The 25870-nt window shown below is 59.5% G+C and carries 26 protein-coding genes, 1 tRNA gene and 2 pseudogenes; 15 read left to right on the top strand and 14 right to left on the bottom strand.

The annotated features are described in order from the left end of the window. Window positions 1–30 precede the first annotated feature (30 nt). A complete protein-coding gene (lysM, locus tag HU727_RS19335; RefSeq protein ID WP_186533815.1) occupies window positions 31–480 on the top strand; it encodes a peptidoglycan-binding protein LysM in 450 nt (149 codons plus the stop codon). A 126-nt stretch (window positions 481–606) separates the two neighbouring features. On the opposite strand, the gene yrfG is transcribed toward lysM, so the two are convergent. Then, window positions 607–1269 (bottom strand): GMP/IMP nucleotidase, encoded by a 663-nt coding sequence (gene yrfG / locus HU727_RS19330; RefSeq protein ID WP_186533814.1) that lies wholly within the window; start codon window positions 1267–1269, stop codon window positions 607–609. 88 nt (window positions 1270–1357) lie between these two features. Between yrfG and nudE the strand changes: the two genes are divergently transcribed. Continuing rightward, window positions 1358–1927 carry an ADP compounds hydrolase NudE gene (gene nudE, locus HU727_RS19325; RefSeq protein ID WP_186533813.1) on the top strand — a complete coding sequence of 190 codons (570 nt, stop codon included), beginning with the start codon at window positions 1358–1360 and terminating at the stop codon, window positions 1925–1927. 7 nt (window positions 1928–1934) lie between these two features. Next, window positions 1935–2762, top strand: coding sequence for a 3'(2'),5'-bisphosphate nucleotidase CysQ (cysQ, locus tag HU727_RS19320; protein ID WP_186533812.1), 828 nt, complete (start codon window positions 1935–1937; stop codon window positions 2760–2762). A gap of 169 nt (window positions 2763–2931) precedes the next feature. On the opposite strand, the gene HU727_RS19315 is transcribed toward cysQ, so the two are convergent. From HU727_RS19315 to rfbC, 4 genes are read right to left on the bottom strand one after another with little or no spacing between them, the layout of a single operon-like run. Further along, on the bottom strand, window positions 2932–3387 hold the full coding sequence (locus tag HU727_RS19315; RefSeq protein ID WP_186533811.1) for a YiiD C-terminal domain-containing protein: 456 nt from the start codon (window positions 3385–3387) through the stop codon (window positions 2932–2934). After that, window positions 3384–4766 carry a sigma-54-dependent transcriptional regulator gene (locus HU727_RS19310; protein WP_186533810.1) on the bottom strand — a complete coding sequence of 461 codons (1383 nt, stop codon included), beginning with the start codon at window positions 4764–4766 and terminating at the stop codon, window positions 3384–3386. The genes HU727_RS19315 and HU727_RS19310 overlap by 4 nt, the downstream gene beginning before the upstream one ends. Next, window positions 4763–6571, bottom strand: a complete 1809-nt coding sequence (locus tag HU727_RS19305) for a sensor histidine kinase (protein WP_186533809.1) — start codon at window positions 6569–6571, stop codon at window positions 4763–4765. The genes HU727_RS19310 and HU727_RS19305 overlap by 4 nt, the downstream gene beginning before the upstream one ends. A gap of 42 nt (window positions 6572–6613) precedes the next feature. Beyond that, window positions 6614–7159: a dTDP-4-dehydrorhamnose 3,5-epimerase gene (gene rfbC / locus HU727_RS19300; protein WP_186533808.1), complete on the bottom strand. Its 546-nt coding sequence runs from the start codon at window positions 7157–7159 to the stop codon at window positions 6614–6616. Window positions 7160–7305: 146 nt separating this feature from the next. On the opposite strand from rfbC, the gene HU727_RS19295 reads away from it, so the two are divergent. The 9 genes from HU727_RS19295 (at window position 7306) to HU727_RS19255 (ending at window position 17135) form a co-directional block, all read left to right on the top strand. After that, on the top strand, window positions 7306–10215 hold the full coding sequence (locus tag HU727_RS19295) for an aminotransferase (RefSeq protein WP_186533807.1): 2910 nt from the start codon (window positions 7306–7308) through the stop codon (window positions 10213–10215). Between the two features lie 281 nt (window positions 10216–10496). Next, window positions 10497–11375: an N-carbamoylputrescine amidase gene (gene aguB, locus HU727_RS19290; protein ID WP_186533806.1), complete on the top strand. Its 879-nt coding sequence runs from the start codon at window positions 10497–10499 to the stop codon at window positions 11373–11375. Between the two features lie 5 nt (window positions 11376–11380). Beyond that, window positions 11381–12487: an agmatine deiminase gene (gene aguA, locus HU727_RS19285; protein WP_186533805.1), complete on the top strand. Its 1107-nt coding sequence runs from the start codon at window positions 11381–11383 to the stop codon at window positions 12485–12487. Window positions 12488–12732: 245 nt separating this feature from the next. Then, a complete protein-coding gene (locus tag HU727_RS19280; protein WP_186533804.1) occupies window positions 12733–12945 on the top strand; it encodes a hypothetical protein in 213 nt (70 codons plus the stop codon). Between the two features lie 460 nt (window positions 12946–13405). Beyond that, window positions 13406–14692, top strand: coding sequence for an OprD family porin (locus HU727_RS19275; RefSeq protein WP_186533803.1), 1287 nt, complete (start codon window positions 13406–13408; stop codon window positions 14690–14692). Between the two features lie 230 nt (window positions 14693–14922). Beyond that, complete coding sequence (locus tag HU727_RS19270; protein ID WP_186533802.1) at window positions 14923–15669, top strand: 2OG-Fe dioxygenase family protein; 747 nt, start codon at window positions 14923–14925, stop codon at window positions 15667–15669. A gap of 79 nt (window positions 15670–15748) precedes the next feature. Then, window positions 15749–16126, top strand: coding sequence for a GNAT family N-acetyltransferase (locus HU727_RS19265; protein WP_186533851.1), 378 nt, complete (start codon window positions 15749–15751; stop codon window positions 16124–16126). After that, window positions 16123–16839 carry an AzlC family ABC transporter permease gene (locus tag HU727_RS19260; protein WP_186533801.1) on the top strand — a complete coding sequence of 239 codons (717 nt, stop codon included), beginning with the start codon at window positions 16123–16125 and terminating at the stop codon, window positions 16837–16839. Before HU727_RS19265 ends, HU727_RS19260 begins: the two co-directional genes overlap by 4 nt. Beyond that, window positions 16818–17135, top strand: coding sequence for an AzlD domain-containing protein (locus HU727_RS19255; protein ID WP_024011198.1), 318 nt, complete (start codon window positions 16818–16820; stop codon window positions 17133–17135). The genes HU727_RS19260 and HU727_RS19255 overlap by 22 nt, the downstream gene beginning before the upstream one ends. On the opposite strand, the gene HU727_RS19250 is transcribed toward HU727_RS19255, so the two are convergent. Continuing rightward, on the bottom strand, window positions 17052–17978 hold the full coding sequence (locus HU727_RS19250) for a LysR family transcriptional regulator (RefSeq protein ID WP_186533800.1): 927 nt from the start codon (window positions 17976–17978) through the stop codon (window positions 17052–17054). The genes HU727_RS19255 and HU727_RS19250 overlap by 84 nt on opposite strands. 332 nt (window positions 17979–18310) lie before the next feature. On the opposite strand from HU727_RS19250, the gene HU727_RS19245 reads away from it, so the two are divergent. Beyond that, window positions 18311–18721: an MbcA/ParS/Xre antitoxin family protein gene (locus HU727_RS19245; protein ID WP_186533799.1), complete on the top strand. Its 411-nt coding sequence runs from the start codon at window positions 18311–18313 to the stop codon at window positions 18719–18721. Next, a complete protein-coding gene (locus tag HU727_RS19240) occupies window positions 18718–19398 on the top strand; it encodes an RES family NAD+ phosphorylase (RefSeq protein ID WP_225919867.1) in 681 nt (226 codons plus the stop codon). Before HU727_RS19245 ends, HU727_RS19240 begins: the two co-directional genes overlap by 4 nt. 43 nt (window positions 19399–19441) lie before the next feature. Here the strand turns inward: HU727_RS19240 and HU727_RS19235 are convergent. Beyond that, window positions 19442–19722: pseudogene (locus HU727_RS19235) on the bottom strand (DUF3077 domain-containing protein). Between the two features lie 473 nt (window positions 19723–20195). Here HU727_RS19235 and HU727_RS19230 point away from each other — a divergent pair. Then, window positions 20196–20306, top strand: a pseudogene (locus HU727_RS19230) (helix-turn-helix domain-containing protein); the annotation flags it as partial. A 324-nt stretch (window positions 20307–20630) separates the two neighbouring features. On the opposite strand, the gene HU727_RS19225 reads toward HU727_RS19230, so the two are convergent. The 7 genes from HU727_RS19225 to HU727_RS19195 form a co-directional block, all read right to left on the bottom strand. Then, a tRNA-Thr gene (locus HU727_RS19225) sits at window positions 20631–20706 on the bottom strand. A 419-nt stretch (window positions 20707–21125) separates the two neighbouring features. Further along, a complete protein-coding gene (locus HU727_RS19220) occupies window positions 21126–22361 on the bottom strand; it encodes a methyltransferase (RefSeq protein ID WP_186533798.1) in 1236 nt (411 codons plus the stop codon). Beyond that, the gene (locus HU727_RS19215) at window positions 22342–23031 is read right to left on the bottom strand and encodes an ABC transporter permease (RefSeq protein ID WP_186533797.1); all 690 of its coding nucleotides are present in this window, start codon (window positions 23029–23031) and stop codon (window positions 22342–22344) included. Before HU727_RS19215 ends, HU727_RS19220 begins: the two co-directional genes overlap by 20 nt. Continuing rightward, window positions 23028–23723 carry an ABC transporter permease gene (locus tag HU727_RS19210; RefSeq protein ID WP_186533796.1) on the bottom strand — a complete coding sequence of 232 codons (696 nt, stop codon included), beginning with the start codon at window positions 23721–23723 and terminating at the stop codon, window positions 23028–23030. Before HU727_RS19210 ends, HU727_RS19215 begins: the two co-directional genes overlap by 4 nt. 75 nt (window positions 23724–23798) lie before the next feature. Then, window positions 23799–24545, bottom strand: a complete 747-nt coding sequence (locus HU727_RS19205; protein WP_186533795.1) for an ABC transporter substrate-binding protein — start codon at window positions 24543–24545, stop codon at window positions 23799–23801. A 13-nt stretch (window positions 24546–24558) separates the two neighbouring features. Beyond that, window positions 24559–25332: an ABC transporter ATP-binding protein gene (locus HU727_RS19200; protein ID WP_186533794.1), complete on the bottom strand. Its 774-nt coding sequence runs from the start codon at window positions 25330–25332 to the stop codon at window positions 24559–24561. 282 nt (window positions 25333–25614) lie between these two features. Further along, window positions 25615–25860, bottom strand: coding sequence for a hypothetical protein (locus tag HU727_RS19195; RefSeq protein ID WP_186533793.1), 246 nt, complete (start codon window positions 25858–25860; stop codon window positions 25615–25617). Between the last annotated feature and the right edge of the window lie 10 nt (window positions 25861–25870).

Here is a 25870-nt window from a genome sequence, read left to right as displayed (position 1 = left end):
ACTGACCCTTTATTACATGGAGTGAATGCAATGAGTCTGTTCAGCTTTTTGAAAGATGCGGGTGAAAAAATCCTCGACGCGCTGACGCCGGACAAGGCCGAGGCCAACAGCGCAGCACTGACCAAGCACGTGCAGGAAGCATTGACCGGAATCGACACATCGAAGATTCAGGTCAAGGTTGAGGGCGAGAAGGTCATTGCTACAGGTGAAGCGTCCAGCCAGGAAGAGAAAGAGAAGATCCTGTTGGCGCTGGGCAACGTGGCCGGCGTCAGTGAAGTAGATGATCAGATCGCTGTGACCGGGCCGGTTGTGGTAGCGGCTGAGTTTGTCGAGGTCAAAGCAGGTGACACGCTCAGCGCGATCTCGTTGCGCGTCTATGGCAATGCCAACCAATACCAGAAGATCTTCGACGCCAACAAACCAATGCTCAAGGATGTGAACAAGATTTATCCAGGCCAAAAGCTGCGTATTCCGAAATAGTTCGCAGCCCCGTGGCGAGGGAGCTTGCTCCCGCTGGGCTGCGAAGCAGTCCCAAAAGTTTTGTTTCCGGGAGTCCTTCGGCCTCCAGCGGGAGCAAGCTCCCTCGCCACAATCACAATGGGGCTTTTACAGATTTGCGATCAAATCGCGGTAATCCCCAACTGCGGTAAATTCCGCTGTGTCCTTCGGCCCTTTTCGGCTGTCCGGTTCTTTGACCGCCAGCAGATGCGCCACGCCAAAATCCCGCGCACTGCGCAGAATCGGCAAGGTGTCGTCGATGAACAGGCTGCGCGCCGGGTCGAAACCGATATCAGCTCGCAGCGCATCCCAGAATTGCGGGTTCTCCTTGGGAAAACCGTAATCGTGCGAACTGATCAGCCGTTCGAAATACGGCGCCAGTTCAATCCGCTCCAGTTTCAACGACAAAGAATCGCGGTGCGCATTGGTGATCATGATCACTCGCTTGCCGCCGCGTTTGATCGCGTTGAGGAACGTGTCGGCATCCGGGCGCAGGGCAATCAGGTGCGCGGTTTCCTGTTTCAGTTCACGCACCGACAGCTTCAGTTCTGCACTCCAGAAATCCAGGCAATACCACTGCAACTGGCCGGCGTGGCGCTCGAACAAGGGCTGTAATTCCAGCTCGGCCATGGCCCGGCTGATGCCGTGCAGCTCGGCGTAGCGTTGGGGCAGGTGTTCCAGCCAGAAGTGGTTGTCGAAATGCAGATCCAGCAGCGTGCCGTCCATGTCGAGCAGGACGGTATCGATGTCGGACCACGGTAAAGAAGGCATGGCAACGTCTCGAGCGATGAAAAGATATCCGACGCAAACAATCGGGAAAGCCGCGTTATAGTAGCGCGTTCACGCCAAGGAGCTTTGCATGCGCCAGAAACCTACCGTACTCGCCCGCGAGATTGTCGCCACCAGTCGTCTGTTTCGCGTCGAAGAACTCAAGTTGCGTTTCTCCAACGGCGTGGAGCGCACTTACGAGCGTCTGGTCGGCAAAGGCGCGGGCTACGGCGCGGTCATGATCGTCGCAATGCTCGACGCCGAGCATGCGGTGTTGATCGAAGAATATTGCGGCGGCACCGACGAATACGAACTGTCTCTGCCCAAAGGCCTGATCGAGCCGGGCGAAGACGTGTTGGCCGCGGCCGAGCGTGAGCTCAAGGAAGAGGCCGGTTACGGCGCGCACCAGCTGGAACACCTGACCGAGCTGTCTCTGTCGCCCGGATACATGAGCCAAAAGATTCAAGTGGTACTCGCCACCGATCTCTACGAAGAGCGTCTGGAAGGTGATGAACCGGAGCCAATGCGGGTCGACAAGGTCAACTTGCGCGAACTGTCAGCGCTGGCGGTCAATCCGCAATTCTCCGAAGGGCGCGCACTGGCGGCGCTGTATCTGGTCCGCGACCTGCTGAGCCAGCGCGGTGTTTTCAATTATGAGTGAGCGTTTGATGAATTTCCCCCATCCGTTGATGGCGCCCGTGGTCGAACTGGCATTGCTGGCCGGCGAGGCGATTCTGCCGTTTTGGCGCGTGGGCGTCGAAGTGACAGCCAAGTCCGATGATTCCCCGGTGACTGCGGCAGATTTGGCTGCGCACCACGTTATCGTGGCCGGGCTGACGGCGCTGGATCCGAGCATTCCGGTGCTGTCCGAAGAGGACGCCGATATCCCGCAAAGCGTGCGCGCCGGCTGGCAGCGCTGGTGGCTGGTGGATCCGCTGGACGGCACCAAGGAGTTCATCAGCGGCAGCGAAGAATTTACCGTCAACATTGCGTTGATCGAGAACGGGCGCGTGGTATTCGGTGTGGTGTCGATGCCCACCAACGGTCGCTTCTACGTCGGCGGCGCCGGGCTGGGCGCATGGCGCTGCGACAAGGGCGGCACACCCGAGTCGATCCAGGTGCGTGATGTGCCCGGACCGGGCGAGGCGTTCACCGTGGTCGCCAGCCGTCGGCATTCCAGCCCTGAACAGGAGCGTTTGCTGGCGGGGCTGAGCGCGAGTCTCGGTGAGCTGCAGTTGGCCAACATCGGCAGTTCGCTGAAGTTTTGTCTGTTGGCTGAAGGCGCGGCGGATTGCTATCCGCGACTGGCGCCGACTTCGCAATGGGACACCGCGGCGGCGCAGGGCGTGCTGGAAGGCGCGGGCGGCGAGGTGCTGGATCTGAACGGCGAGGCGTTCTGTTATCCGGCGCGTGAATCGCTGTTGAATGAATTCTTTCTGGCGTTGCCGGCGAAGGCAGCGTGGCGGTCGACATTGCTGGAGCTGGCTCGGTCTTGAGCTGCTGATAAACGGTTGTGGCGAGGGAGCTTGCTCCCGCTGGAGGCCGAAGGACTCCGCAAATGATGCGAAGCGCAGCCCCAGCATGCTATTCAACTTTCCTGGGGCCGCTTCGCAGCCCAGCGGGAGCAAGCTCCCTCGCCACGCCTGACGCGCGAAGCTCTGAAAATCAGCGGTGCAAAACGTACTGCCCGCTGAACGTCACGGCGACGTCATCGCCTCCCTGATTGACGATCCGCGTATTCAGCGTCAACCGCGCCCTCCCATAGCGCCGATACATCGCCAGAAACCGCTTCCACACCGCCGTGTCCGGCGCCGGACAAATCGCCACGGCATCGCCCGTCACCGGCAGCGGGTAACTGATCTGTCCTTCCTGAATGACGATGTGGCCGTCTGCAATCCCTTCCTCTTTCAAGCGCAAGTGCAACCAGCCCCAACCCGCCAGTACCGCGCCGCAGTAGAGGCTGCCGCCGAACATGGTGCTCTTGTGATTGACGTTGGGCGCGAGCGGCAAGTGCAGGCTCAGTTGCTGCTGCCGCCATTCGAGCACCTTGAGCCCCATCTGGGCCGTCAGCGGAATGTCGTGATGAAGAACCGCTTGCAGATCATCCCGTTCGCGGCTCATTCGTTCTCTTCCCCATGGCTGCTGTCGCCGAAATTCAGGCCGTGTTTACGCAGCTTGTCGTGCAAGGTCTTGCGCGGGATGCCCAAGGCCTCGGCGAGGCTGCGCACCGAACTGTGCGAGCGTGCCAGTTCGGCACTGATCAACGATTTCTCGAAGTGTTCCACCTGCTCGCTGAGTCCACCGCTGACGATCTCGACAGCCACGCCGCCGCTGCCTTCGGCTTCGTTGTCCAGCGCCAGTTCCAGACCCAGGGCGAAACGCTCGGCGGCATTTTGCAGTTCACGCACGTTGCCCGGCCAGGTGTGGCGCAGCAGCAGGGCGCGTTGTGCCGGTTGCAGTTCGTGGGGCGGCAAGCCGTGGCGGGCGCTGGCTTCGTCGGCGTAATGCTGGAACAGCAGCAGCGCATCTTCACCGCGTTCGCGCAGTGGCGGGATACGCAAGGGAGCGACGTTGAGGCGGTAATACAAGTCGGCGCGGAAGCGGCCCTGATCAGCGGCCTGGCGCAGGTCTTCCTTCGTCGCGGCGATGACGCGGATGTCCAGCGGGATCAACTGATTGCCGCCCAGGCGTTCCACAACGCGTTCCTGCAGCATGCGCAGCAGTTTCACCTGCACATCCATGCTCATGCTCTCGATTTCGTCGAGAAACAGCGTGCCGCCGTTGGCGAATTCGAACTTGCCGATGCGGCGTTTTTGCGCACCGGTAAAGGCGCCTGGCTCATGGCCGAACAACTCGCTTTCGACCACCGATTCTGCCAGCGCCCCCGCGTTGATCGCCACGAACGGGCCGTTGCGCCGGCTCGACAAGTCGTGCAGGGCGCGGGCGACAACCTCCTTGCCGGCACCGGTTTCACCAAGGATCAGCACGTCGGCCTTCGTCGCCGCCAACGCGCCGATCTGCTCGCGCAGGCGCAGCATCGGCGCCGAATGACCGACCAGACGCGCGCTCAGTTCGTTGCGATCGCTCAAGGCCAGACGCAGGCTGCGGTTGTCCAGCACCAGACGGCGCAAGGACAGGGCGCGGCGCACGCTGTCGAGCAGGGCGTCACTGGCAAAGGGTTTTTCGAGGAAGTCATAAGCGCCGGCGCGCATCGCCTGGACTGCCAGCGGCACATCGCCGTGGCCAGTGATCAGCAGCACCGGCAGTTCCGGATCCTGAGCGTGCAATTGGCTCAGCAGTTCCAGCCCGTCCATGCCCGGCATGCGAATGTCACTGACCACCACACCGGGCCAGTCGCGCTCCAGTTGCCCGGCCAGACCCTGGGCTTCAGACAGCGGCAGAATTTTCAGCCCGGCGAGGTCCAGCGTCTGGCCGAGGGCCTGACGCAGGTGTGGATCATCGTCGATCAATACGACCTGGATGCGATTGTCGATGGTCATGCACTTCGATCCTCGGACGGTTGCAGGCTGACCCCGGGCGCGCCGGCGCGCAGCCGCAGGGTGATCAAGGCGCCGCCTTGCTTGTGGTTGGCGAACGACAGTTCGCCACCGAAGGCGCGCATCAGGGTTTCGCAGATGGCCAGCCCCAGTCCCAGGCCCTGCGTGCGGGTCTTGGTGGTGTAAAAGGGCTCGCTGGCGCGACCGAGGGCTTCCATGCAGAACCCCGGGCCGTTATCGCGAATGTACAGATTGACGCCCTCGGCGGTGGCTTCGGCACTCAGCCACAGTTTGCGCGGCGGGCCCTTTTCGGTCAGGGCGTCAAGGGCGTTGGCCAGCAGATTGCCGAGCACTTGGCGCAGGCGGGTTTCTCCGGCCTCGACCCACAACGTTGCGGCTGGCAGATCGCGGATCAGTTCGACTTCCATGCTGCGCCGACGCTTGGCCAGCAACGCCAGCGCATCGTCCAGCGCCGGTTGCAGGGCGACGCTTTCCGGGGCGTGGCGATCACGGCGGGCGAAGGCGCGGAGGTGCGCGATGATCGAGGCCATGCGCCCGGTCAGTTCGCTGATCAACTTGAGGTTGCCGCGGGCGTCCTCGGTGCGCTGATGGTCGAGCAGCACTTCGGCGTTTTCGGCATAGCTGCGAATCGCCGCCAACGGCTGGTTAAGCTCGTGGCTGATACTCGCCGACATGGTGCCCAGCGCCGACAGTTTGCCGGCCTGAACCAGGTCGTCCTGAGCGCGCACCAGTTCCTGTTGCGCGTGCTCGCGCTCAAGCACTTCCTGCTTCAAACGACGGTTGAGGCCTTCAAGATCGCTGGTGCGTTCGGCGACCCGACCTTCGAGCTCTCGCCGCGCCTTGCCTTCAAAAGCGATGCGTTCCAGATAATGGCGTCGCCGCTGCATCATCAGCCCCACCAGCAACATGACCACCAACAGCGTGGCGCCGCCGATGGCGACCACCGTGCGCACCGGCCGGTCAATCAGCGTGCGCGGCGCGAGGATGCTGACGCTCCAGCCGGTTTCGGCGATGTCGTGGGTTTGCGTCAGCCAGGCGTCGGGGCTGAGGTGCAGCGGACGCGGTTCGCGGGTCGGGTAGGGCTGGATCGCGGTGATGGCCGAGCGCTCGGCCTCGCTCAAATCGCGCGTCGCCCGAAAGCGCCATTCCGCGCGGGAGGTGAGGATGACAACGCCGTTGTGGTCGGTCACCAGCAGTTGTTCCGGCGTTTTGCCCCACAGGCTTTCGGTGTGGTCGAGGTCGACTTTGATCACCAGCACGCCGATGATTTTTTCCCCGTTGCGCACGGCGGCGGCGAAGAAGTAACCGCGTTTCGCCGAGGTGGTGCCAAGACCGAAAAAGCGCCCGAGGCGCCCGGCCATGGCTTCGCTGAAATACGGGCGGAAGGCGAAGTTGCGGCCGACGAAGCTGTCGCGTTTGTCCCAGTTCGACGCCGCGAGGGTTTTCCCGGAGACGTCCATCAGGTACATGACTTCGGCGCCGGTCTGCGCCGAGATGTTTTTCAGCAGCCGGTTGGCGTTGCCCTGGGTGACACCATCGTCTGGCGCGCCAAGCACTGCGCGCAGGGCCGGCAAGTCGCCGAGGATCTGCGGCAACACTTCATAGCGATGCAGGGTGCCGAGCAGGTTGGCGACATAGAGATCGAGCGTCTGGCGGTTCTGCCCGGCCAGTTCGCTGCGGTAGTAGCGCTCGGCTAGATGTTCCAGCGGCCACAGCAGCGGCGCCAGACACAGGGCCAGCAGGGCAAGGCTGCGCCAGCGGGGTCTGCGGGGGAGAGGTGGTTTCATGAGCCGGATGCGCCTGGGGTGACAGGCGCATTATGCCTAGCCTCAGGCGAAGACGTCAGCGTCCTTGAGCAGCGCGGCTGCCTGATCCTTGGCCGACAGCTTCGGCGCTTCGTCCAGTTGCCAGTCGATGCCCAGAGACGGGTCGTCCCAGCGAATGCTGCGTTCGGACGTTGGGTCGTAGTAGTTGGTGGTCTTGTAGAGGAATTCAGCGAACTCGCTCAGCACCACGAAACCATGGGCAAAACCTTCCGGGACCCACAGTTGACGATGATTTTCAGCCGACAGGCGCACCGCCACCGATTTGCCGAAGTGCGGCGAGCTGCGGCGGATGTCCACGGCTACGTCGAGCACTTCACCGACTGTGACGCGAACCAGTTTGCCCTGCGTGTTTTCGAGCTGGTAATGCAGGCCACGCAGCACGCCTTTTTGCGAGCGCGAATGGTTGTCCTGGACGAATTGCGTGTCCAGGCCGGTTGCGTCCCGAAAGGCCTTGGCGTTGAAACTCTCGTAGAAGAAACCGCGCTCGTCACCAAACACCTTCGGTTCGATGATCAGAACACCGGGCAGGTCGGTGGTGATTACATTCATGAGGATTTCCATAGGCAGGTGTGAATGGGCGACATTCTTGCGCAAAGCGTCGATGGATGCGAGCGTCTGAATAACCTTGGCGGGGGTTGCGCATCCTCCGCGGCAATGGCGATATAGGCGCCTAATAAAATTTCAGGGGTCGTTTCATGCCGCTCGCCACGTTAATTCACCGCGCCAGTTTGCCCAGCCCGCAGGTTTCCCAAGCGCAGGCTTTGCAGTGGCTGGCCGAGCACTACGGGCTTAGTGGCACGTTACAGCCGCTCGGCAGTCAGCAAGACCTGAACTTTCGCGTCGACACTGAGCGCGGCCGGTTTGTACTGAAAATCTGCCGTGGCGATTACGCCGTGGCGGAATTGCAGGCCCAGCACGCGGGCCTCAAGTACCTTGCCGAGCATTCGGGCGTGCAGGTGCCACGAGTGATCGCGGCCGCCAATGGCCAGGACTTGCTGTCGCTGTCAGCGGATGGCGAAGCGGTGCATGTGCGTTTGCTCGATTACATCGAAGGGCAGCCGCTCACGCATCTCGACTATCTGGGTCACGAAGTGGTGGCCGGGTTTGGCCGGCTCTGCGGCGAAATGGATCTGGCGCTGGCCGGGTTCGATCATCCAGGGCTCGAGCGGACGTTGCAGTGGGATGCGCGACACGCCGGCGCCCTGATCAGCCATTTGTTGCCGGTGATCAAGGACGAGCGACAGCGCACGTCGATCGCCGATGCCGCCGCGCAGGCCGAGCGTCGTTTGCAGCCGTTGCTGGACAAGCTGCCGGTGCAGGCGATTCACATGGACATCACCGATGACAACGTCGTCTGGCAGCGCGACGACCGGCGTCACTGGCAATTGCAGGGCGTGATCGATTTCGGCGATCTGGTGCGCACCTGGCGCATCACCGATCTGTCGGTGACTTGCGCAGCGTTGCTGCATCACGCGGGTGGCGATCCGTTTGTCATCCTGCCGGCAATTCAGGCCTATCACGCAGTCAATCCGCTGCAATACGAAGAGCTGCAAGCGCTGTGGCCGTTGATCGTGGCCCGCGCGGCGGTGCTGGTGCTCAGTGGCGAGCAACAGGTAAGTATCGATCCGGGCAACGCTTACAGCCGCGACAACCTCAGCCATGAATGGGAAATTTTCCATGTGGCAACGTCGGTGCCGCTGGCATTGATGGAAGCGGCGATCCTTACGGCGGTCGGGCAAACCTTGCCGGCTTCAGGCAGCGAAGAATTTGCGCCGTTGTTGCCGGGTCTGGTCGGGCAGGCCTTTGCCTTGATCGATCTGGGCGTCCTGAGCCCGCATTTCGAGGCCGGGAACTGGGAGCAGGAAGGCATCGATCAACGCTTGCTCGGCGAAGCGGCGGCCGTCCATGGCCTGGCGGCGAGTCGTTATGGTCAGTACCGTTTGTCGCGCACCCGGACGGACTGCGCCGACGAGCCGGAGACTTTCCCGTTGCATGTCGAATTGCATGTGCCGCAGGGTACGGCGGTGGCTGCGCCATTTGCCGGCGTGTTGCATCAGGCGAAAGAGGGCGTGCTGCAACTGGATGGCGCACAACTGAGCGTTCGCCTGTGGGGCGTGACGTCTTCGATCACCAGCGGCGTGACACTGGCCAAAGGTCAGGCGCTGGGTTCGGTCAGCGGCCCGTTGCGGGTTCAGCTATGCCGCGCGCGTTTGGATGTGCCGCTGTTTTGCACCCCGTCCCGCGCGCCGGCCTGGCAGGCGGTGTGCCCATCGCCAGCAGCGTTGTTGGGGCTCGCCTGTGACGCCGAGCCGGAGCTGGATGCGAAAACCCTGCTCGAACGTCGGGATGCCAGTTTTGCCCGCACGCAAAAACACTATTACGTCGACCCGCCGCGCATCGAGCGCGGCTGGCGCAATCACTTGATCGACATGCAGGGCCGCTCCTACCTCGACATGCTCAATAACGTCGCGGTGCTCGGCCACGGTCACCCGCGCATGGCGGCGGTCGCTGCCCGGCAGTGGTCGCTGCTCAACACCAACTCACGCTTCAACTATGCGGCGGTCGCCGAATTCTCCGAGCGCTTGTTGAAGCTGGCGCCAGCGGGAATGGACCGGGTGTTTCTGGTCAACAGCGGCAGCGAAGCCAACGATCTGGCGATTCGCCTGGCCTGGGCCTACAGCGGCGGTCGCGACATGATCAGCGTGCTTGAGGCTTATCACGGCTGGACGATCGGCGCGGACGCCGTCTCGACGTCGATCGCCGACAACCCCAAAGCCCTCGAAAGCCGCCCGGACTGGGTGCATCCGGTCACTGCGCCGAATACCTATCGCGGCGAGTTTCGGGGCCCCGATTCGACGCCGGATTATGTCCGCAGCGTTGAACATCATCTGCAAAAACTCGCCGAGCAGAAACGCCAACTGGCTGGGTTCATCTGCGAGCCGGTGTACGGCAATGCGGGTGGTATTTCGCTGCCGCCGGGCTATTTGCAGCAGGTGTATGCGCAGGTCAGAGCGCAGGGCGGGGTGTGCATCGCCGATGAGGTTCAGGTGGGTTACGGGCGCATGGGCCATTTCTTTTGGGGCTTCGAAGAGCAGGGTGTGGTGCCGGACATCATCACCATGGCCAAAGGTATGGGCAACGGTCAGCCGCTTGGTGCGGTGATCACCCGTCGGGATATCGCCGAGGCGTTGGAAGCCGAGGGCTATTTCTTCTCGTCGGCGGGCGGCAGTCCGGTCAGTTGCCAGATCGGCATGGCCGTGCTGGATGTCATGGAAGAGGAAAAGCTGTGGGAGAACGCACAGATCGTCGGCGGCCACTTCAAGGCGCGACTCGAAGCCTTGATCGATAAACATCCGCTGGTCGGCGCGGTGCACGGCTCGGGGTTTTATCTGGGGCTGGAGTTGATCCGCAATCGCCAGACGCTGGAACCGGCGACCGCAGAGACTGCGTTGCTCTGTGATCGCCTGCGAGAACGGGGGATTTTCATGCAGCCGACGGGCGATGACCTGAACATCCTGAAGATCAAACCGCCAATGGTGACGTCGCGCCAGAGTGTGGATTTCTTCGTCGACATGCTGGATCGGGTGCTGTCCGAGGGCCTGTAAACGCCATCCCCCTGTGGAGCTGCGGCACGCTGCGATCTTGTGATCTTGCTTTTGAAAGTCCAGATCAAAAGATCGCAGGGTGCCGCAGCTCCTACAGAATGCAGATTTATATCGGTGATATTCGTTGATTTTTAGAAATAGGTCTTAGATACCGCTTCTAAAGCCGATATTTATCGGTTATAAAGTCGCTATTGCTCCGGCGTGGCGATCTCATGTCCGGTGCGCGCGTTTTTCCTTTCGGTCGATCCTCGGCCGTCGAAGCACTTGCCCGGAGATGATTCATGAGCCGTATCGTTACCGTCGCCGCCACGCAGATGGCCTGTTCCTGGGATCTGGAAGCCAACCTCGAAACCGCCGAACGGTTGGTGCGCGAAGCGGCTGCCCAGGGCGCGCAGATCATCCTGATTCAGGAGCTGTTCGAAGCGCCGTATTTCTGCCAGAAGCCCAACCCCGACTATCTGCAACTGGCCACGACGGTCGAAGAAAACGTCGCCATCAAGCATTTCCAGAAAATCGCCAAAGAGCTGCAAGTGGTGCTGCCGATCAGCTTCTACGAGCTTGCCGGCCGCGCACGCTTCAACAGCATTGCGATCATCGATGCCGACGGCAGCAACCTCGGGATTTATCGTAAAAGCCACATCCCGGACGGCCCCGGTTATCACGAGAAGTATTACTTCAACCCGGGCGACACCGGCTTCAAGGTGTGGAACACCCGCTACGCAAAAATCGGCGTGGGCATCTGCTGGGATCAGTGGTTCCCGGAGGCCGCGCGGGCGATGGCATTGCAAGGGGCGGAAATCCTGTTCTACCCGACCGCCATCGGCAGCGAGCCGCACGACAAGAGCATTTCGTCCCGGGATCACTGGCAGCGCGTGCAGCAGGGCCATGCCGGCGCCAACCTGATGCCGCTGATCGCCAGCAACCGTATCGGCAACGAAGAACAGGACGGCTACGACATCACGTTCTACGGCTCATCGTTCATTGCGAACCAGTTCGGTGAAAAAGTGCAGGAGCTGAATAAAACCGAAGAAGGTATTCTTGTGCACACTTTCAACCTCGACGAACTCGAACATATTCGCAGTGCGTGGGGTTCATTCCGTGACCGCCGACCGAATCTGTACGGCGCGTTGAAAACCCTCGACGGTTCCCTGGAGTCCTGATCCCGATGACAACTTTGAAAAGCACCCCACGCGATGACGGCTTCTACATGCCGGCCGAGTGGGCGCCGCAAACCCAGACCTGGATGATCTGGCCCGAGCGCCCGGACAACTGGCGTCTGGGCGGCAAACCGGCGCAAGCCGCTCACGCGGCAGTGGCCAAAGCCATTGCGCGTTTCGAACCGGTAACCGTCGCGGTTTCTGCCGGCCAATACGAAAACGCTCGCGCGCGTCTCGACGTGCCGAATATCCGCGTGGTCGAAATGTCCAGCGATGACGCCTGGGTGCGTGACAGCGGCCCGACCTTCGTCATCAACAACAGCGGTGAAGTGCGCGGTGTGAATTGGGACTTCAACGCCTGGGGCGGTTTCGATGGCGGCTTGTACGCGCCGTGGAATCGCGACTCGCAGGTCGGCGGCAAGATCCTCGAGATCGAGCGCAGCCCACGCTACCGCACCGAAGGTTTTGTGCTGGAGGGCGGTTCGATCCATGTCGATGGCGAAGGCACGCTGATCACCACCGAAGAATGCCTGCTCAACCGCAATCGCAACCCGCACCTGGGCCGCGAAGAAATCGAAGCGGTGCTCAGCGCCAACCTGTCTGTGGATAAGATCATCTGGCTGCCGGATGGCCTGTTCAACGACGAAACCGACGGCCATGTGGATAACTTCTGCTGCTACGTGCGTCCCGGCGAAGTATTGCTGGCGTGGACCGACGATCCGCAGGATCCGAATTACCCACGCTGCCAAGCTGCAATGAACGTGCTGCAAAACAGCACCGACGCCAAAGGCCGCCCGTTCATAGTGCATAAAATGCCGATCCCGGGACCGCTGTTCGCGACCGAAGAAGAGTGCGCGGGTGTCGATCCGGTGGACGGTTCGCAAGAGCGCAATCCTTCCGTGCGCCTGGCCGGTTCCTACGTGAACTTCCTGATCGTCAATGGCGGCATCATCGCGCCGAGCTTCGACGATCCGATGGATGCGCAGGCACAGGAAATCCTGCAGAAGCTGTTCCCGCAGCATGAAGTGGTGATGGTGCCGGGCCGCGAACTGTTACTGGGTGGCGGCAATATTCACTGCCTTACCCAACAGCAACCGGCGCCGCACAAAGAGTGAGTGAAGACGTAACAGCCTGAGCTGATTAGAAAAATAGCCGGGTAAAGATTAGCTCGCTATGCGTGAACACAGGCCCGCAGCCCGATTGGACTGCGGGCTTTTTTGTCTCCGTTTGTCGACCGTCCGGACAGCTTGGCATAGCTCTTGTATTGGTCAGAGCGCACTAGGGAGGGAGGAGAACTTCAACAGTTCTGTCACAAACCTTGGATAACGTAGCCGCTCATGAACGGGGAGAGAGCGCTGAAATGAACGCCGAAGTGAACGTAGTCAGCGAGCGGACTGTGCATCCCATGGCCGTCAACGGCGAATCGCTCCAGCTTGTCGCGCACTGGTTGAAGTCCAATGGATCGCGTCAGATCAGGGAACCTGATCCGCGCCGGATGATGATCGAACGTTACCCCGCTGACCTGTTCAGCGAGGCCGAGCTGGAAGCCTTGTGGGATGTGATGGAAGGATAAGAACAACAGGGATGGGTCAAAGCGCTGCCGGGATGGCGGCGCTTTTTTTTGCCTGAATTTTATCTACAGGTATTCCAAGGTGGGAGCGAGCCTGCTCGCGAAGACGTCAGCCCTGCCAATGACTTCATTGAGTGACCCACCGATTTCGCGAGCAGGCTCGCTTCCACAGTCCAAACTCCTGTTTAATCGGTTTTTTCTGCAACAGCCCAGCAAAAAAATTACGATTCTTAGACGTTTTTCGCCTATTTAAAGACGATTCTTGAAATTGACACACTGTTCAGGGCCCGGCTACGATTCGGCTCAACGCCTGTGGCCAACCGCCATGACTCAAGATAAGGAGCAGGCCCGCCATGATGTGATCAACGGCGGGTCTTTTTGTTTCGGGGTGAATAGAAGAGTGCAAAAGCGCCGTTTCAGCCGTTCGACACAGCGCGTTTCAACCCGTGATAAGGAAAACAAAATGTTGAACAAGCGGATCAGTCTGATCGCACTGGGGATGTTGAGTGCTACACAGGCCATGGCTAACGACCAGGCCGAGTCCAAGGGTTTCGTTGAAGACAGCAGCCTGAAAGTGCTGTTGCGCAACGCCTACATCAATCGTGACTACAAAGACGGACGCGCGGACAAGGCCGAATGGGGCCAGGCGGCCATCGGTACGTTCTCGTCCGGTTTCACCCAAGGCACCGTAGGTGTCGGTGTTGACGCCTTTGGTCTGTACGCGCTGCGTCTGGATGGCGGCAAGGGTCGTACCGGCGCGCAAGGCATCGACTTCTTCAAGCAGGAAAATGACGGTCGCGCAAACCACGACATCGCCAAGGGCGGCGCAGCGGTCAAATTCCGTTTCTCCAACACCGTGCTGACCTACGGCGACCAGATGCCGGCCCTGCCGGTGCTGAGCTACGACAATGTGCGTCTGCTGCCGGAAAGTTATACCGGTACTTTGATCACTTCCCGTGAAATCAAAGGTCTGGAATTGAACGCCGGTCGCTTCACCGCCGAATCGCGCAAAAGCGATGAAGGTCGTGACAGCGGTGGTCTGAAAGCGATCAACGTGATTGGTGGTAGCTACCAGTTCACCGAACACTTCAAAGGCGCGCTCTACGCCTCCGACGTCGAAGACGTCTTGAAGAAACAGTACGTGAACGCCAACTACGTGATCCCGTTTAACAAGGATCAGTCGCTGACCCTGGACTTCAACGGTTACCGCACCAAGCTGGACAATTCCTATGTCCGCGAAAACGGTGTAACCGGTGACGACAACAAGATCTGGAGCTTGGCCGCCACTTTCGCCACTGGCGCGCACTCGTTCACCCTTGCACACCAGCGTTCCACCGGCGACAGCAATCTGGGTTATGCCTACGGCGGCTACCAGAAAGATCAGGGTCGAGTGGGCGATGGCGGCAACACCATCTACCTGGCCAACTCCTACTGGTCTGACTTCAACGCCGAAGACGAACGCAGCTGGCAACTGGGCTACGGCCTGGACTTCAGCACATTCGGCGTGCCGGGCCTGAGCTACAACTTCGCTTACGTGCGTGGCGACAACATCACCACGTCCACCAGCGAGGGCGGGACCGAGCGCGAGATCTTCAACCAGTTCAAGTACGTCGTGCAGAGTGGCCCGGCCAAAGACCTGAGCGTGAGACTGCGCAGCTCGATCCTGCGCGTGTCGCAGAAGTCCAGCGAGTACAACGTCAGCGGCAACGAGCTACGCGTATTCGTGGATTACCCGATCAACGTCTTCTGATGCGCGATTGGCTGTAACAGATGTGAGAAAACCCCGATTGTTTCGGGGTTTTTTTTCGCCTGCTTTATCGCGAAAACCGGTAAAAACCCGTGTTTTTGTCATTTAAAAGTTGTGTTTCATTCGCTTCAAGCGCCGTTTCAAACAGCGCTTCAAATGCCTGAAATTCTTTCTCATGGACGCAAATTCTCCACCTAATAGATTAGGGCGCTCAACGCAGCGGAGAATGGGTAATGATCGTTTTAAACAGAGAAGTGGGCGAATCGCTACGGCGCGACAAGTTTGTCAACGTGCAGGGTGGTGACTTCAATCTCTACGGTCATTTCGCCGACTTCGTCAGACTGACCAAAAGTTGGGAAAACATGGAGCCCGACAGTTACTACGGTCAGGCCGAAGCCGGCATGCGTTACCGTCGTTACAGCGACTTCGAATACAACCCGAAGACCCGTGAATTGAAGCAGCTCGAACATCGCGCCTACGTTCAATCCAAAGAAAACAATGCCTATGTCGGCGGCCTCGTGCGGCATTTCCAGGACTTTTCCGATGAGGTGATCACTTCGCCGGTGATGCGCAGCCTGATCGACACCGACTTTGAAGTGTACAAAAGCGTGTTGCCGGAAGAGCTCCATGACGAAATCTGGCAGTGCCAGATTCACCAGATCCGTATCGAAATCAAACCCGGCAAACAACTGGAGATCACCCCCGAGGGGATTCACTGCGACGGCTATCCGTTCAGCGGCGTGCACTTCTGGGGCCGCAACAATGTCGAGGGTGCCGAGAGTCGTTTGTACGACATTCACGAGCATCAACTGGCGTCGACCACGTACCAGGAAATTCTCGACACCACGTACTTCCTCGACCGCGACATGCGCCACTACGTGACCCCGGCGCGCAACACTCATACCCATGCCATGGCGTACCGGCAGATTCTGGCGATCTCTTTCTCGCGGCCCGGGACCGCTTTCGACATTGTTCGCTAATCAGATCACCCCAATCGACGGCGTCGAGTGCTCGACGCCCGTGGTGCTGCGCCGGGCCACGGCCAAGGATGCGCAACGCATGGAGCGCTTCTTCCGCCAGTTCGACGAGGTGTCGTTCTGCGAATGGCAGGACGCCAAATGCCTGCGGGGCGTGTTGATTCAGAAAACCACCACGGCTTATCTGGCTTTCGATGTCACCGGCGAGATCGTCGGTGCGGTGCTCGGCGGCATGCTCGGCAGCCGTGGCACGATCAATCATCTGGCGGTCAGCCCGGGTTATCGCAGCCAGGGCGTCGGTCAACGTCTGGTTGAAGCCGCCTCGTCCGATATGAAGCGGGTCGGGGTGTTGCGGATGTTTCTATTCGTCGACGATGCTAACCTCGCGGGCAAGCGATTCTGGGCTGCCCAAGGTTTTTGCGAGCCGCATGGAGAACGGACTTTTGAGAGGGATCTATGAATGAAAGGTCCGGCAGCGCACCGTTGATGGCCGACCATCAGCCGTCGCGCACCTTTGCCGAAGCCAGTCCGGTGGTGGCCGGGTATTTCACCGTGTCGTTCGTATTCGGACTGATGGCGGTCAATGCCGGGCTGCCGATGTGGCTGCCCGTTGCGATGTGTTTGTTCGTTTACGCCGGGGCATCGCAATTCGCCGCGCTGGCGCTGATCTCCAGTGGTGCATCGCTGACCACCATCGTGTTGACCACGTTTCTGATCAACGCCCGGCACATGTTGATGTCCGTTTACATGGCCAAGGCCTTGCGTGCACTGGGTTTGAGTCGTATGGAGCGCTGGTGCTATGCCGGTGGTTTAACCGATGAATCCTTTGCCTTCCACAGCGTTAAACTCGGAACCGGCGCACCGGTCAACGTGCGCTATCTGATCGGCTTCAACCTGTTCTGCCACACCTCGTGGGTGCTCGGTGGTTTGCTGGGGGCGGTCTGCGCACAGTACGCGGCGCACCTGATCAAATATCAGCTCGACTACGCACTGACGGCGATGATGCTCTACGTGCTGGTCTCTTTGTGCAATACACGTAACAAACTCATCGCCGCTGCTGCTGCCGTGGCCTGCATGGGCGCGCTGAGCCTCATAGGCAGTTCGCCATTCAATGTGTTTATCGCCACGTTTGTGGGCTGCGGAGTCGGTGTATGCCTGACCAAACGTTCCTGATTCTGGTGGTGGTGCTGATGATGGCCGTGACCTTTCTGCCACGCGCCCTGCCACTGCAAATCAACACCGAGCACTGGCCGCCATTCGTGGCGAGGGCACTGGAATATCTGCCAGTGGCGATCGTTGCTGCGATCAGCCTGACCCCCTTGTTGATCAAGGATCGGCAGATACAGCTCGATCGCCCGGAATTCTATGCAGCGATTCCGACGCTGTTATGTGCGTATTTCAGCAAAAACCTCTTTCTCAGTGTGGCGGTGGGAACGGCTGCGTACATTGCGCTCGGCTCGTTCATGTAGCGGCAGGTCGACAACATCGTTCAGTGCCTGGTGCGACAACTCCGGATTGTTTACCGCAAGGCGCACTTCAAGGAAATCCTCGAAACCGGGGAAAATCGTCAGGCCGTTCTTCTGCGCGGCCTCGCGCGAGACCATGCCGACAGCGTCCATCTGTGTAATCAGCGACAGCGTCAACGTCTCGCTGCAGGAATACACCATGCGCTGTCCGTTCTCGTGGTTGCCCAGTCCGGCGTCGAGAAAGCGCAAAAAGCTGTGGGAATACGGACAGTCTTCGGCAGGACGCACCTGGAACTTGTTGCCCAGCAACGTCAGCGGATCGTTCTCCTGGCCACAATGCGCACCGACCACCTGCACCTGCACGTCCGGCAGGACAATGCTCGGCAGGCCCGGCCGCTGCGGGCCGATCAGCACCGCGAGGTCGAAATCCTCGTTCTTCAGCTTGCTGAGATTTTCCATCGACTCGGCGTAGCTGAACTCCATCTGATAGTCGGGAAATACCTCAATCAGCCGTCCGATCATTCGCCGGTTGAAGTCGGGCGACAGCGTATTGTTCAACGCAACCTTCAACGTGCGTTGACCCGGGACCTTCAGCGCCTCGACTTTTTCTTCCATCTGTCGCGTGGCGATCAGCACTTTATCGATGTAGGGCGTGAGCTCTGTGCCTTGCGGCGTGAGCGTCAGCCCCTTGTTGGAACGTCGAAACAAGCGGAAACCGAACTGCTCTTCGACCTTGTTCAACTGTGCGGCCAACGCCTGCACGGTCAGGCACGAATGCTCGGCTGCGGCCGACAACGAGCCGGTCTGCACGATGCGCATGAGGTTGCGTAAGGTTCTGCTATCCATGGGTAATGCCCTCTGAAGTGGGCTGGGTATTGTTGTTTACGAGACGACCGAACCGGCGCCATATGCCGGCTATATTCCTGTACCTGAGCATAGTTGTCGCGGGTTTAGTAGCGAATCGATGTCCCCGCCGATGGCTGGAGGCTGACACAGGATCGGGTTTTTTGATGACGTCGGGGTGATCAGGGTCAAAAACTACTCACGGACTCTGACAATTCGGAGCGTTATCAGCATTTGGGCGCACACGGCCAGTTCGTCCACAAGCGAATAATTTCCAGACATATATCCATATGTGTACTAACCTGTAGTCACGTTACCGATCAGTGGAGGGTGCCATGTCTACCCCATCTTCAGCGCTTTCGCCCCGCGAGCAACTCGACGCTCCCGAAGCCGGCCGCGTCGCACTGAAGTTCTTTTTCAACCTCATGGAGCGCTGGGGCTGCAGCACCGAGCAGCAACGCACCTTGCTCGGTGGCGTCGGCAACACCACGTTCTACAAATACAAACACCTGCCACCCAACGTGCGCCTGCCTCACGACACCCTTGAGCGCATCTCCTACCTGATGGGCATACACAAGGCGTTGAGCATTATCTTCAGCAACAGCAGCGAGCGCGCTTACACCTGGGTCAGCAGCCCGAACACCGCCGCGCCATTTAACGGCCGGACGGCGCTGGATTACATGCTGGCCGGGCGAGTGGTGGACATCGCCGACGTGCGCCGCTACCTCGACGGTGTGCGCGGTTGAAAACGCCTGCGCTGGTCGAGGTGCAGTGGCCGCGGGCCTACCGAATCGTCAACAGCAGCTTCCCGCCGATCGCCCTGTTCGAAGACGTCCTGGATCCGGAAGATCTCGAAACCGCCTACGCCATCGAAGCACTGACCAACGATCGACTGATCGAACAGGCCGGCGTCCTCGCCCGGGTGCGCCCCGAAGACCGACTCTCCGGCCCCGGCTCGACGCCCGTCATGGCCGCGTTCACCCACATCGGCAAACGCAGCCGCTTCTGCGACGGCACCTTCGGCGTGTACTACGCCGCCAGCAGCCAGGCTGCCGCCATCGCCGAAACCTGTTTCCATCAGGAGCGCTTCCTGGCCGCGACTCAGGAAGCAGACCTCGAATTGACCATGCGCACTTACGTCAACAAGGTCGTCAAGCCGCTGCACGACCTCCGCCACGATTACCCGCACCTGCACAACCCGGATCCCGACGCCTACGGCCCGTCGCAAGCGTTCGCCCGACAATTGCACGACGCCAAATCGTGGGGGTTGCTGTACAACAGCGTCCGTTTACCCGGCCAGGAATGCGTGGCCGCGTTTCGCCCACCGGCCGTATCGATCCCCAAGCAGGGCAAGCATTTGCGGTATGTGTGGAATGGGAGTCAGCAGAAGATTTCGTTTGTGTTTGAGGTGAGTCAGGTCTGAAACGCAAAAAGCCCTTGCATCGGCGAGGGCCTGAAACCGGCGTTTACATCAACGGCTTGTCCTGCGACGCATCCATCACTTTCACTACATCATCGATCAGCGCTTTGCTCAATTCCTGCAAATACTGCGAGGCATAAGCGTGAAGGTCAGGGTCGCGAGAGACTGAAGTGTCCGCGGTGAGCAGTCGTGAAATGTGAAGCAAGTGCGAGGCGTGGGAAAGGGCGGCGATTACCGGTACACCACGGTTGGTGCGGAACATCGCTTGGTTGGATTGAAAGGAAAGTGGGTGAGGCCGAGGGTTTTCAGATCTTGAGAGTTGGTCATTTCGATTCACCTGCCGTTCGAGATGGGCGGTGTAAAGTGACCGGTGTTGCTGACGGATCAATGGCTTTCATTTGTGAACTCCCTGTATCAAATGAGAGCTGCCATTCGTTCTCAGGCGAAAAGGTGGCAGCTATGCGCAGGCTGAGAAACCGGAGATACAGGAACCCGGCAGACCCGAAGGTCTCCCACGCACAGCCGCCATTGCACGTGAATGCGGGCGCAAAAAAAACGCCGGCAATCGTGGGTTGAGGCGCTGTTGCGCCTGTATCTTACGCGGGTTCTCAGGCCCGGTCGCTGGATTGGCAGCGACGAACTGAACGGTAGCTTGAGGGAGGGCCGATGCATAATCGTGGCCAGTAGTGGCTTTGCCTGGCTTCTCGTTACAACAAATTTCTCAGAGTTTCGCGCCATGCGTTTTGTCGGTCATGATTTGTCCTTAGCCTTTTCAAAGCAATAAAACGAGAAGATCAGCGATGTTCGATGAAATGGAGCAATTCCAGCAGGACTTACTGGAGTCTGTACGTCAGATGAAGGCCGGTGAGGCCGCGCGCGTAACGCAGATGCTGCTCTCTGCGGCGGAGGAACAAAGTGTCGAGGCATCAGCACTCTTGGGCTGGACTGCCGGGTTGCCATTGACTCCGCCGGTTCAGTGCGCTGAGAAACTCTGCTCATGCAATTACATTTTTTAGGGGCACGCCATAATTATTGCCAGTTCATAATTTGGCATAAAAGCGGAAATTCGGGCGTTTTGGGCAAAAGCCGTGCTTTGTGGGATAAGGGCGCCTGGCGATTAGACCGACGTGTGCGGAGGAGAGGCGCTATTTCTACTGAAGCAGAAACGCTGCCAAAAATATAAACACCCCAGAAACAACAAAGCCCCTGCATTTCTGCAGGGGCTTTGTTTTGTATGGTGCCGGCACCAGGAGTCGAACCCGGGACCTACTGATTACAAGTCAGTTGCTCTACCAACTGAGCTATACCGGCGTGTGGGCGACGATTATAGCGACTCGGATGGTTCTGTAAACCCCTGAATTCAGACTATTTTTAAGCGCGTGTTGAATCGCCTTCTAGGCGGGCGGCTGGGCGGGGCGAGCTGGCGATGAAAATGACAATACGGGAGGGCCTGCTGCTAATGAAGTGCCGCGAGTCCGTGCGCGCGTTTGCGCCGAAAATAGGGCCGTTATGGCGTTTCGATTGGTGGCTTATGCACAACTCGATGGCTCGACGTGTCGCTTAGGCCTGTTTTTTCGGAGCCATTCTCATTTTGTTCGCAAATCCCTGTTTTGGCGGTTTTTTATCAGGGTGTACAAAAAATGACCAGGGGTGAAAACGCAGTCAAACAGGCGTAGATATTGGATCCAGCAATATTTCATCAACAGAGTTATCCACAGCTCGCCGGTTGATTATTGGCGTTCGGCCAAGAGCATCAAGTTGCGCGGTGTGAGCGGTGTTTCGCAGAAGGTGCCCAGGCGCACGTCGTAGCACTGCTCGGCGAGGAAAAGTGCGCGATCGAGGTTTAGCCAGAGCTCCAGTGGTCGTCGGAAAAGTCCGCGTAGCAGCTCCAGATTGCGGACTTCGGCCAGACGCTGCCAGCCGGCGGCTTCCAGCGCTTTCCAGTCTGGCGAACCGACCGTGGGTAGGTCTTTCAGCGCTGCCAGTTCCTGACAGTAATCGGCGAACGGCTTATCCAGCCACGCACTCGGCAGCGACGGGGTGGGCAGGTACTCGTCGATGCCGCGCAATTCTCGTTGCAGCAAATCGAAGGCCAGGCGTCGGGCCATGGAGGTGTCGCGCTGACGTCGGACTCTTGCACCGGCGGTGACGGTTTCGCTCATGGGCAGAGCCAGATCTTCCAGCGATAGCTGTAGGACCGATCGCCGGCCGGCCGAGGATAACGCTTGATATTCGTCGCGGCTGATACGGTTGTAGCAGCACGGGGCGATCGCCATTTGCTTGCATCCGGCTGCGCTGGCCAGCTGCATCAGCCGTACATGCAGGTCACCGCATGCGTGGAGGGCGACTGGGGTATGAGCTGCGTTCAATACGTCTGAAGCGTTTTCGGCGAGCACATCTTGCTCGATATGCAGCGCATACAAATGATGACGCTGACTCAACGCCTGGCCGCTGGCGACCAACGCAGGGTCGTATTCGATGCAGGTCAGTTGCTGCCTTTCACTCAGCAACCGTCGCCCGAGGTGGCCCTTGCCTGAGCACCAGTCCAGCCAGTGGGTCGACGGCGAGGCGAATGGCAAACGACTGGCGAACGCCTCGATTTGTTGCCACTTGCGGCCCGGCACATCGACATTCAAACGATGGGTGGCGACTTCAAGCGCATGCGTCGGCAATTCGCCTACCGAACTCAGTTCAGCCGACAACAGCGCCAGTGAAGCGAATGGCTCTGGCGCATCGGCAAGTTCAGTAGGTTGGTTGTGAACGTTTTCCGCCTGTTCCAGCGATCGCCTACGTAGCCATAAGGCCAACTCCGGGTAGGACGCTTCCCAGGGAAGTTGCAGATGCGTAAAAGGCCGGGGTTTCCACAGCGCCTGATGCTCAACCAAAAAAGCATTCAGCGCTGTGAAGCGGGCGAGTAGTTCCTCGCCCGTCAGCACGTGGGCAGTTTCAGCGGCCTTGGCAGGCATCGACGCGCAGCCAGCGCTCCAGCAGCTTGAAGCCGCGCACCAGCACGTAAGCCATCACCAGATAAAACACACCGGCGGCAAAGAAGATCTCCACCGGCAAATAGGTGCGGGCAATGATCGTGCGGGCCATGCCGGTCAGTTCCAGCAGGGTCACGGTACTGGCCAGGGCGCTGGCCTTGAGCATCAGGATCACTTCGTTGCTGTAGGCGGGCAGGCCGATGCGCGCCGCGCGCGGCAGGATGATGTAGAACATCGCTTTGGGTTTGGACATGCCCAAGGCCCGTGCGGCCTCGATTTCGCCAGGCGGAATGGCCTGGATCGCGCCGCGCAGGATCTCGGCGATGTAGGCCGCGGTGTGCAGCGTCATGGTCGCCGTGGCGCACCAGAACGGATCGCGCAGGTACGGCCACATCGCGCTGTTACGGATCGCGTCGAACTGCGCCAGTCCGTAATAGACCAGAAACAGCTGAACCAGTAACGGTGTGCCACGGAAAAAGAAGATGTAGGCGTAGGGCAAAGCGCGCACGTACCACAGCTTAGAAGAGCGCGCGATGCCCAGCGGTATGGCCAGCAGCAAGCCGGCAATCACGGCGATGGCCACCAGTTCCAGGGTCAGGGTCGCACCTTGGGCCAGTTTTGGCAGCCATTTGATGATGACTTCCCAGTTCATTGGGCGCTCCTTGCGAAGCCGCGTGCGGCGCGTTTTTCCAGGAAGTGCATGCCGGTCATGGCCAGCACCGTCAGGCCCAGGTACATGAGCGCGGCGACCATATAGAAGGTGAACGGCTGTTTCGACACGGTCACGCCGATTTGCGCGTGACGCATGATTTCTTCCAGGCCGATGACCGAAACCAGTGCGGTGTCCTTCATCAGGATCATGAACAGATTGCCCAGTCCCGGCAGGGCGATGCGCCACATCTGCGGCATGATCAAACGGGTGAAGATCCGCCATTTCGACAGGCCCAGTGCCACGCCAGCCTCACTATGACCCTTTGGAATGGCAAGGATTGCGCCGCGAAACACTTCCGTCGCGTAGGCGCCGAAGCACAGGCCCAGGGCGATGACGCCGGCGGTGAAGGCGCTGAGTTCCAATTCGGGATTGCCGAAAAACTCACCGAGCGTGCGCATGAGGTTGACCGTACCGAAGTAGATCAACAGCACCCAGAGCAATTCCGGGATGCCGCGCACCAGGGTGGAGTAAAAGCCGCCAAGCCATTGCAGCGGCTTGTATGGGGAAGTCTTGGCCAAGGCGCCGAGCAGACCGAGTACCAGCCCCAGGCACAATGCCGTGAGAGCCAGTTTGACGGTCATCAGCGCGCCAGCGGCGAGCGCCGGGCCGAATCCGTAGAGGTCGATAATCATGGATTTCTGTTCAAATCGGGCAGGCAAGGCCGGGAGCGGCGCCGTCAGATCCCGGCGCCGGTCCCGCAGGTCAGATCAATAGATGCTGAACGGGAAGTACTTGTCGTTGATTTTCTTGTAGGTACCGTCAGCGACGATTTCCTTCAGTGCAGCGTTCAGCTTCGCGCGGATCGGGTCGCCTTTTCGTACAGCGATGCCAATCTTGTCGCTTTCTTCCACCGGGTCGCCCTTGAATTCGTAGGCTTTGCCGGCGTCGCTTTTCAGCCACTCGTAGTTGACGTACTTGTCAGCCAGGATGCCGTCGAGACGACCGGAAGTCAGGTCCAGATAAGCGTTTTCCTGGGTGTCGTAGAGTTTCACTTCGACGTCCGGCATGTTGTCTTCCATGAAGGTACCGGCGAGGGTCGCGCGCTGGGCGCCGATCACTTTGCCTTTGAGCGAGTCCTTGTCGGTCTTGAACTCTTTGTCCTTCGGCGCGATGAATTGCAGCTTGTTCGAGTAGTACGGGTCGGTGAAATCCACCGCGCCCTTGCGCTCGTCGGTGATCGACATCGAGGAAATCAGGAAGTCGAACTTCTTCGCGTTCAAGGCCGGGATAATGCCGTCCCAGTCGGAGGTGACCACGGTGCACTCGACTTTCATCTTCGCGCACAGGGCGTCGCCGATTTCCTTGTCGAAGCCGACCACGTTGCCGCTGGCGTCTTTGTTGTTGAACGGCGGGTAAGCCGCTTCGATGCCCATCTTCAGGGTTTCAGCCATGGCACCGGCGCTGAATGCGAGGGTGACGGCTGCGGCCAGGAAGACCTTTTTATAGTTCTGCATGCATGTTGCTCCGTTAGCGGTTGCTGGACATGAATTGTTTGCAGCGCGCCGAAAGCGGGTTGTCGAACACCTGCTGTGGCGATCCTTGCTCTTCTACCAGGCCCTGGTGAAGGAACACCACTTCGCTGGAGACCTGACGGGCAAAGCCCATTTCGTGGGTCACGAGCAGCATGGTGCGGCCTTCCTCGGCCAATGCGCGGATGACACTAAGTACTTCCTGAACCATTTCCGGGTCAAGCGCCGAGGTGGGTTCGTCGAACAGGATCACCTTCGGCTGCATTGCCAGCGTACGTGCGATGGCGGCGCGTTGTTGCTGACCACCGGACAGTTGCGCCGGGTAGGCGTGGCGCTTGTCGGCGATGCCGACCTTGGCCAGCAGGGCTTCGGCGACTTCGATGGCTTCGGCCTTGCTCTGACCGAGCACGCGGCGCGGGGCCTCGATGATGTTGTCGAGCACGCTCATGTGCGGCCACAGATTAAAGTTTTGAAATACAAAACCAATCTCGGAACGCAGGCGGTTGATCTGCTTGCCGTCGGCGGCAACCAGTTCGCCATTCTTGGCGGCTTTGAGTTTGAGTTCTTCACCGGCCACCAGGATCTGGCCCTGGTGCGGGTTTTCCAACAGGTTGATGCAACGCAGGAACGTGGACTTGCCGGAACCGGAGGAACCGAGGATCGAGATCACATCGCCGTCGCGGGCGGTCAGCGAGATACCTTTGAGCACCTCAAGCTGTCCGTAGCGTTTGTGCAAGTTGCGGATTTCAAGCGCGGGCGTGGCCTCAGCCATGTGCGTTCCTCATATATGTTGCGCTCCTGCTGTTGGCGGGCCTTCCTGGCGAGGCGGCCAAGCTAGCATAGCGTTTCAATGGCAGCCAACAGCGCTACGAGCGGTAAACGGGTGGCATGTGGCAGGTTGTCGCATCGGCACAGCAGACTGTCGCCCCATCAACAACCGAACGGGTGTTTGATCGTGCAAGCCCGTGGGTGTCGCGTAAAAAAAGGCGCGATGTTGCCAGCTTTGGCGGGGTGTTGGAAGCGCTATCCGGCCGAACGTTCCTCATTCGCCCTTTTATTGTGCATCTCGCACTTTTTCTGTGTGTTTCCGGTGCACTGATTCGTCCTTCAAAGTGAGTCGCAGGGTAACGCTCTGGCGAATCGCCATTAAACTCAAGGACTTGCGCTGATCGCCGCGATCGCCAGCAAGTCCCGCGATGCCAAGGACTTGAAACATTTTGGCGTAAATATTGCGTGCAGAATAAGGAACAGCCCGTTGGATTCTTTTTACGAGAAGGAAATCCAGACCGGCCGGATGCACTCGCTTTCCT

Origin of the sequence: Pseudomonas khorasanensis (genome assembly GCF_014268505.2) — a bacterium.
GTDB classification, from domain to species: Bacteria; Pseudomonadota; Gammaproteobacteria; order Pseudomonadales; family Pseudomonadaceae; genus Aquipseudomonas; species Aquipseudomonas khorasanensis.
The sequence above is the reverse complement of the archived record's forward strand: the minus strand, read 5'-3'. Positions and strand labels throughout refer to the sequence as shown.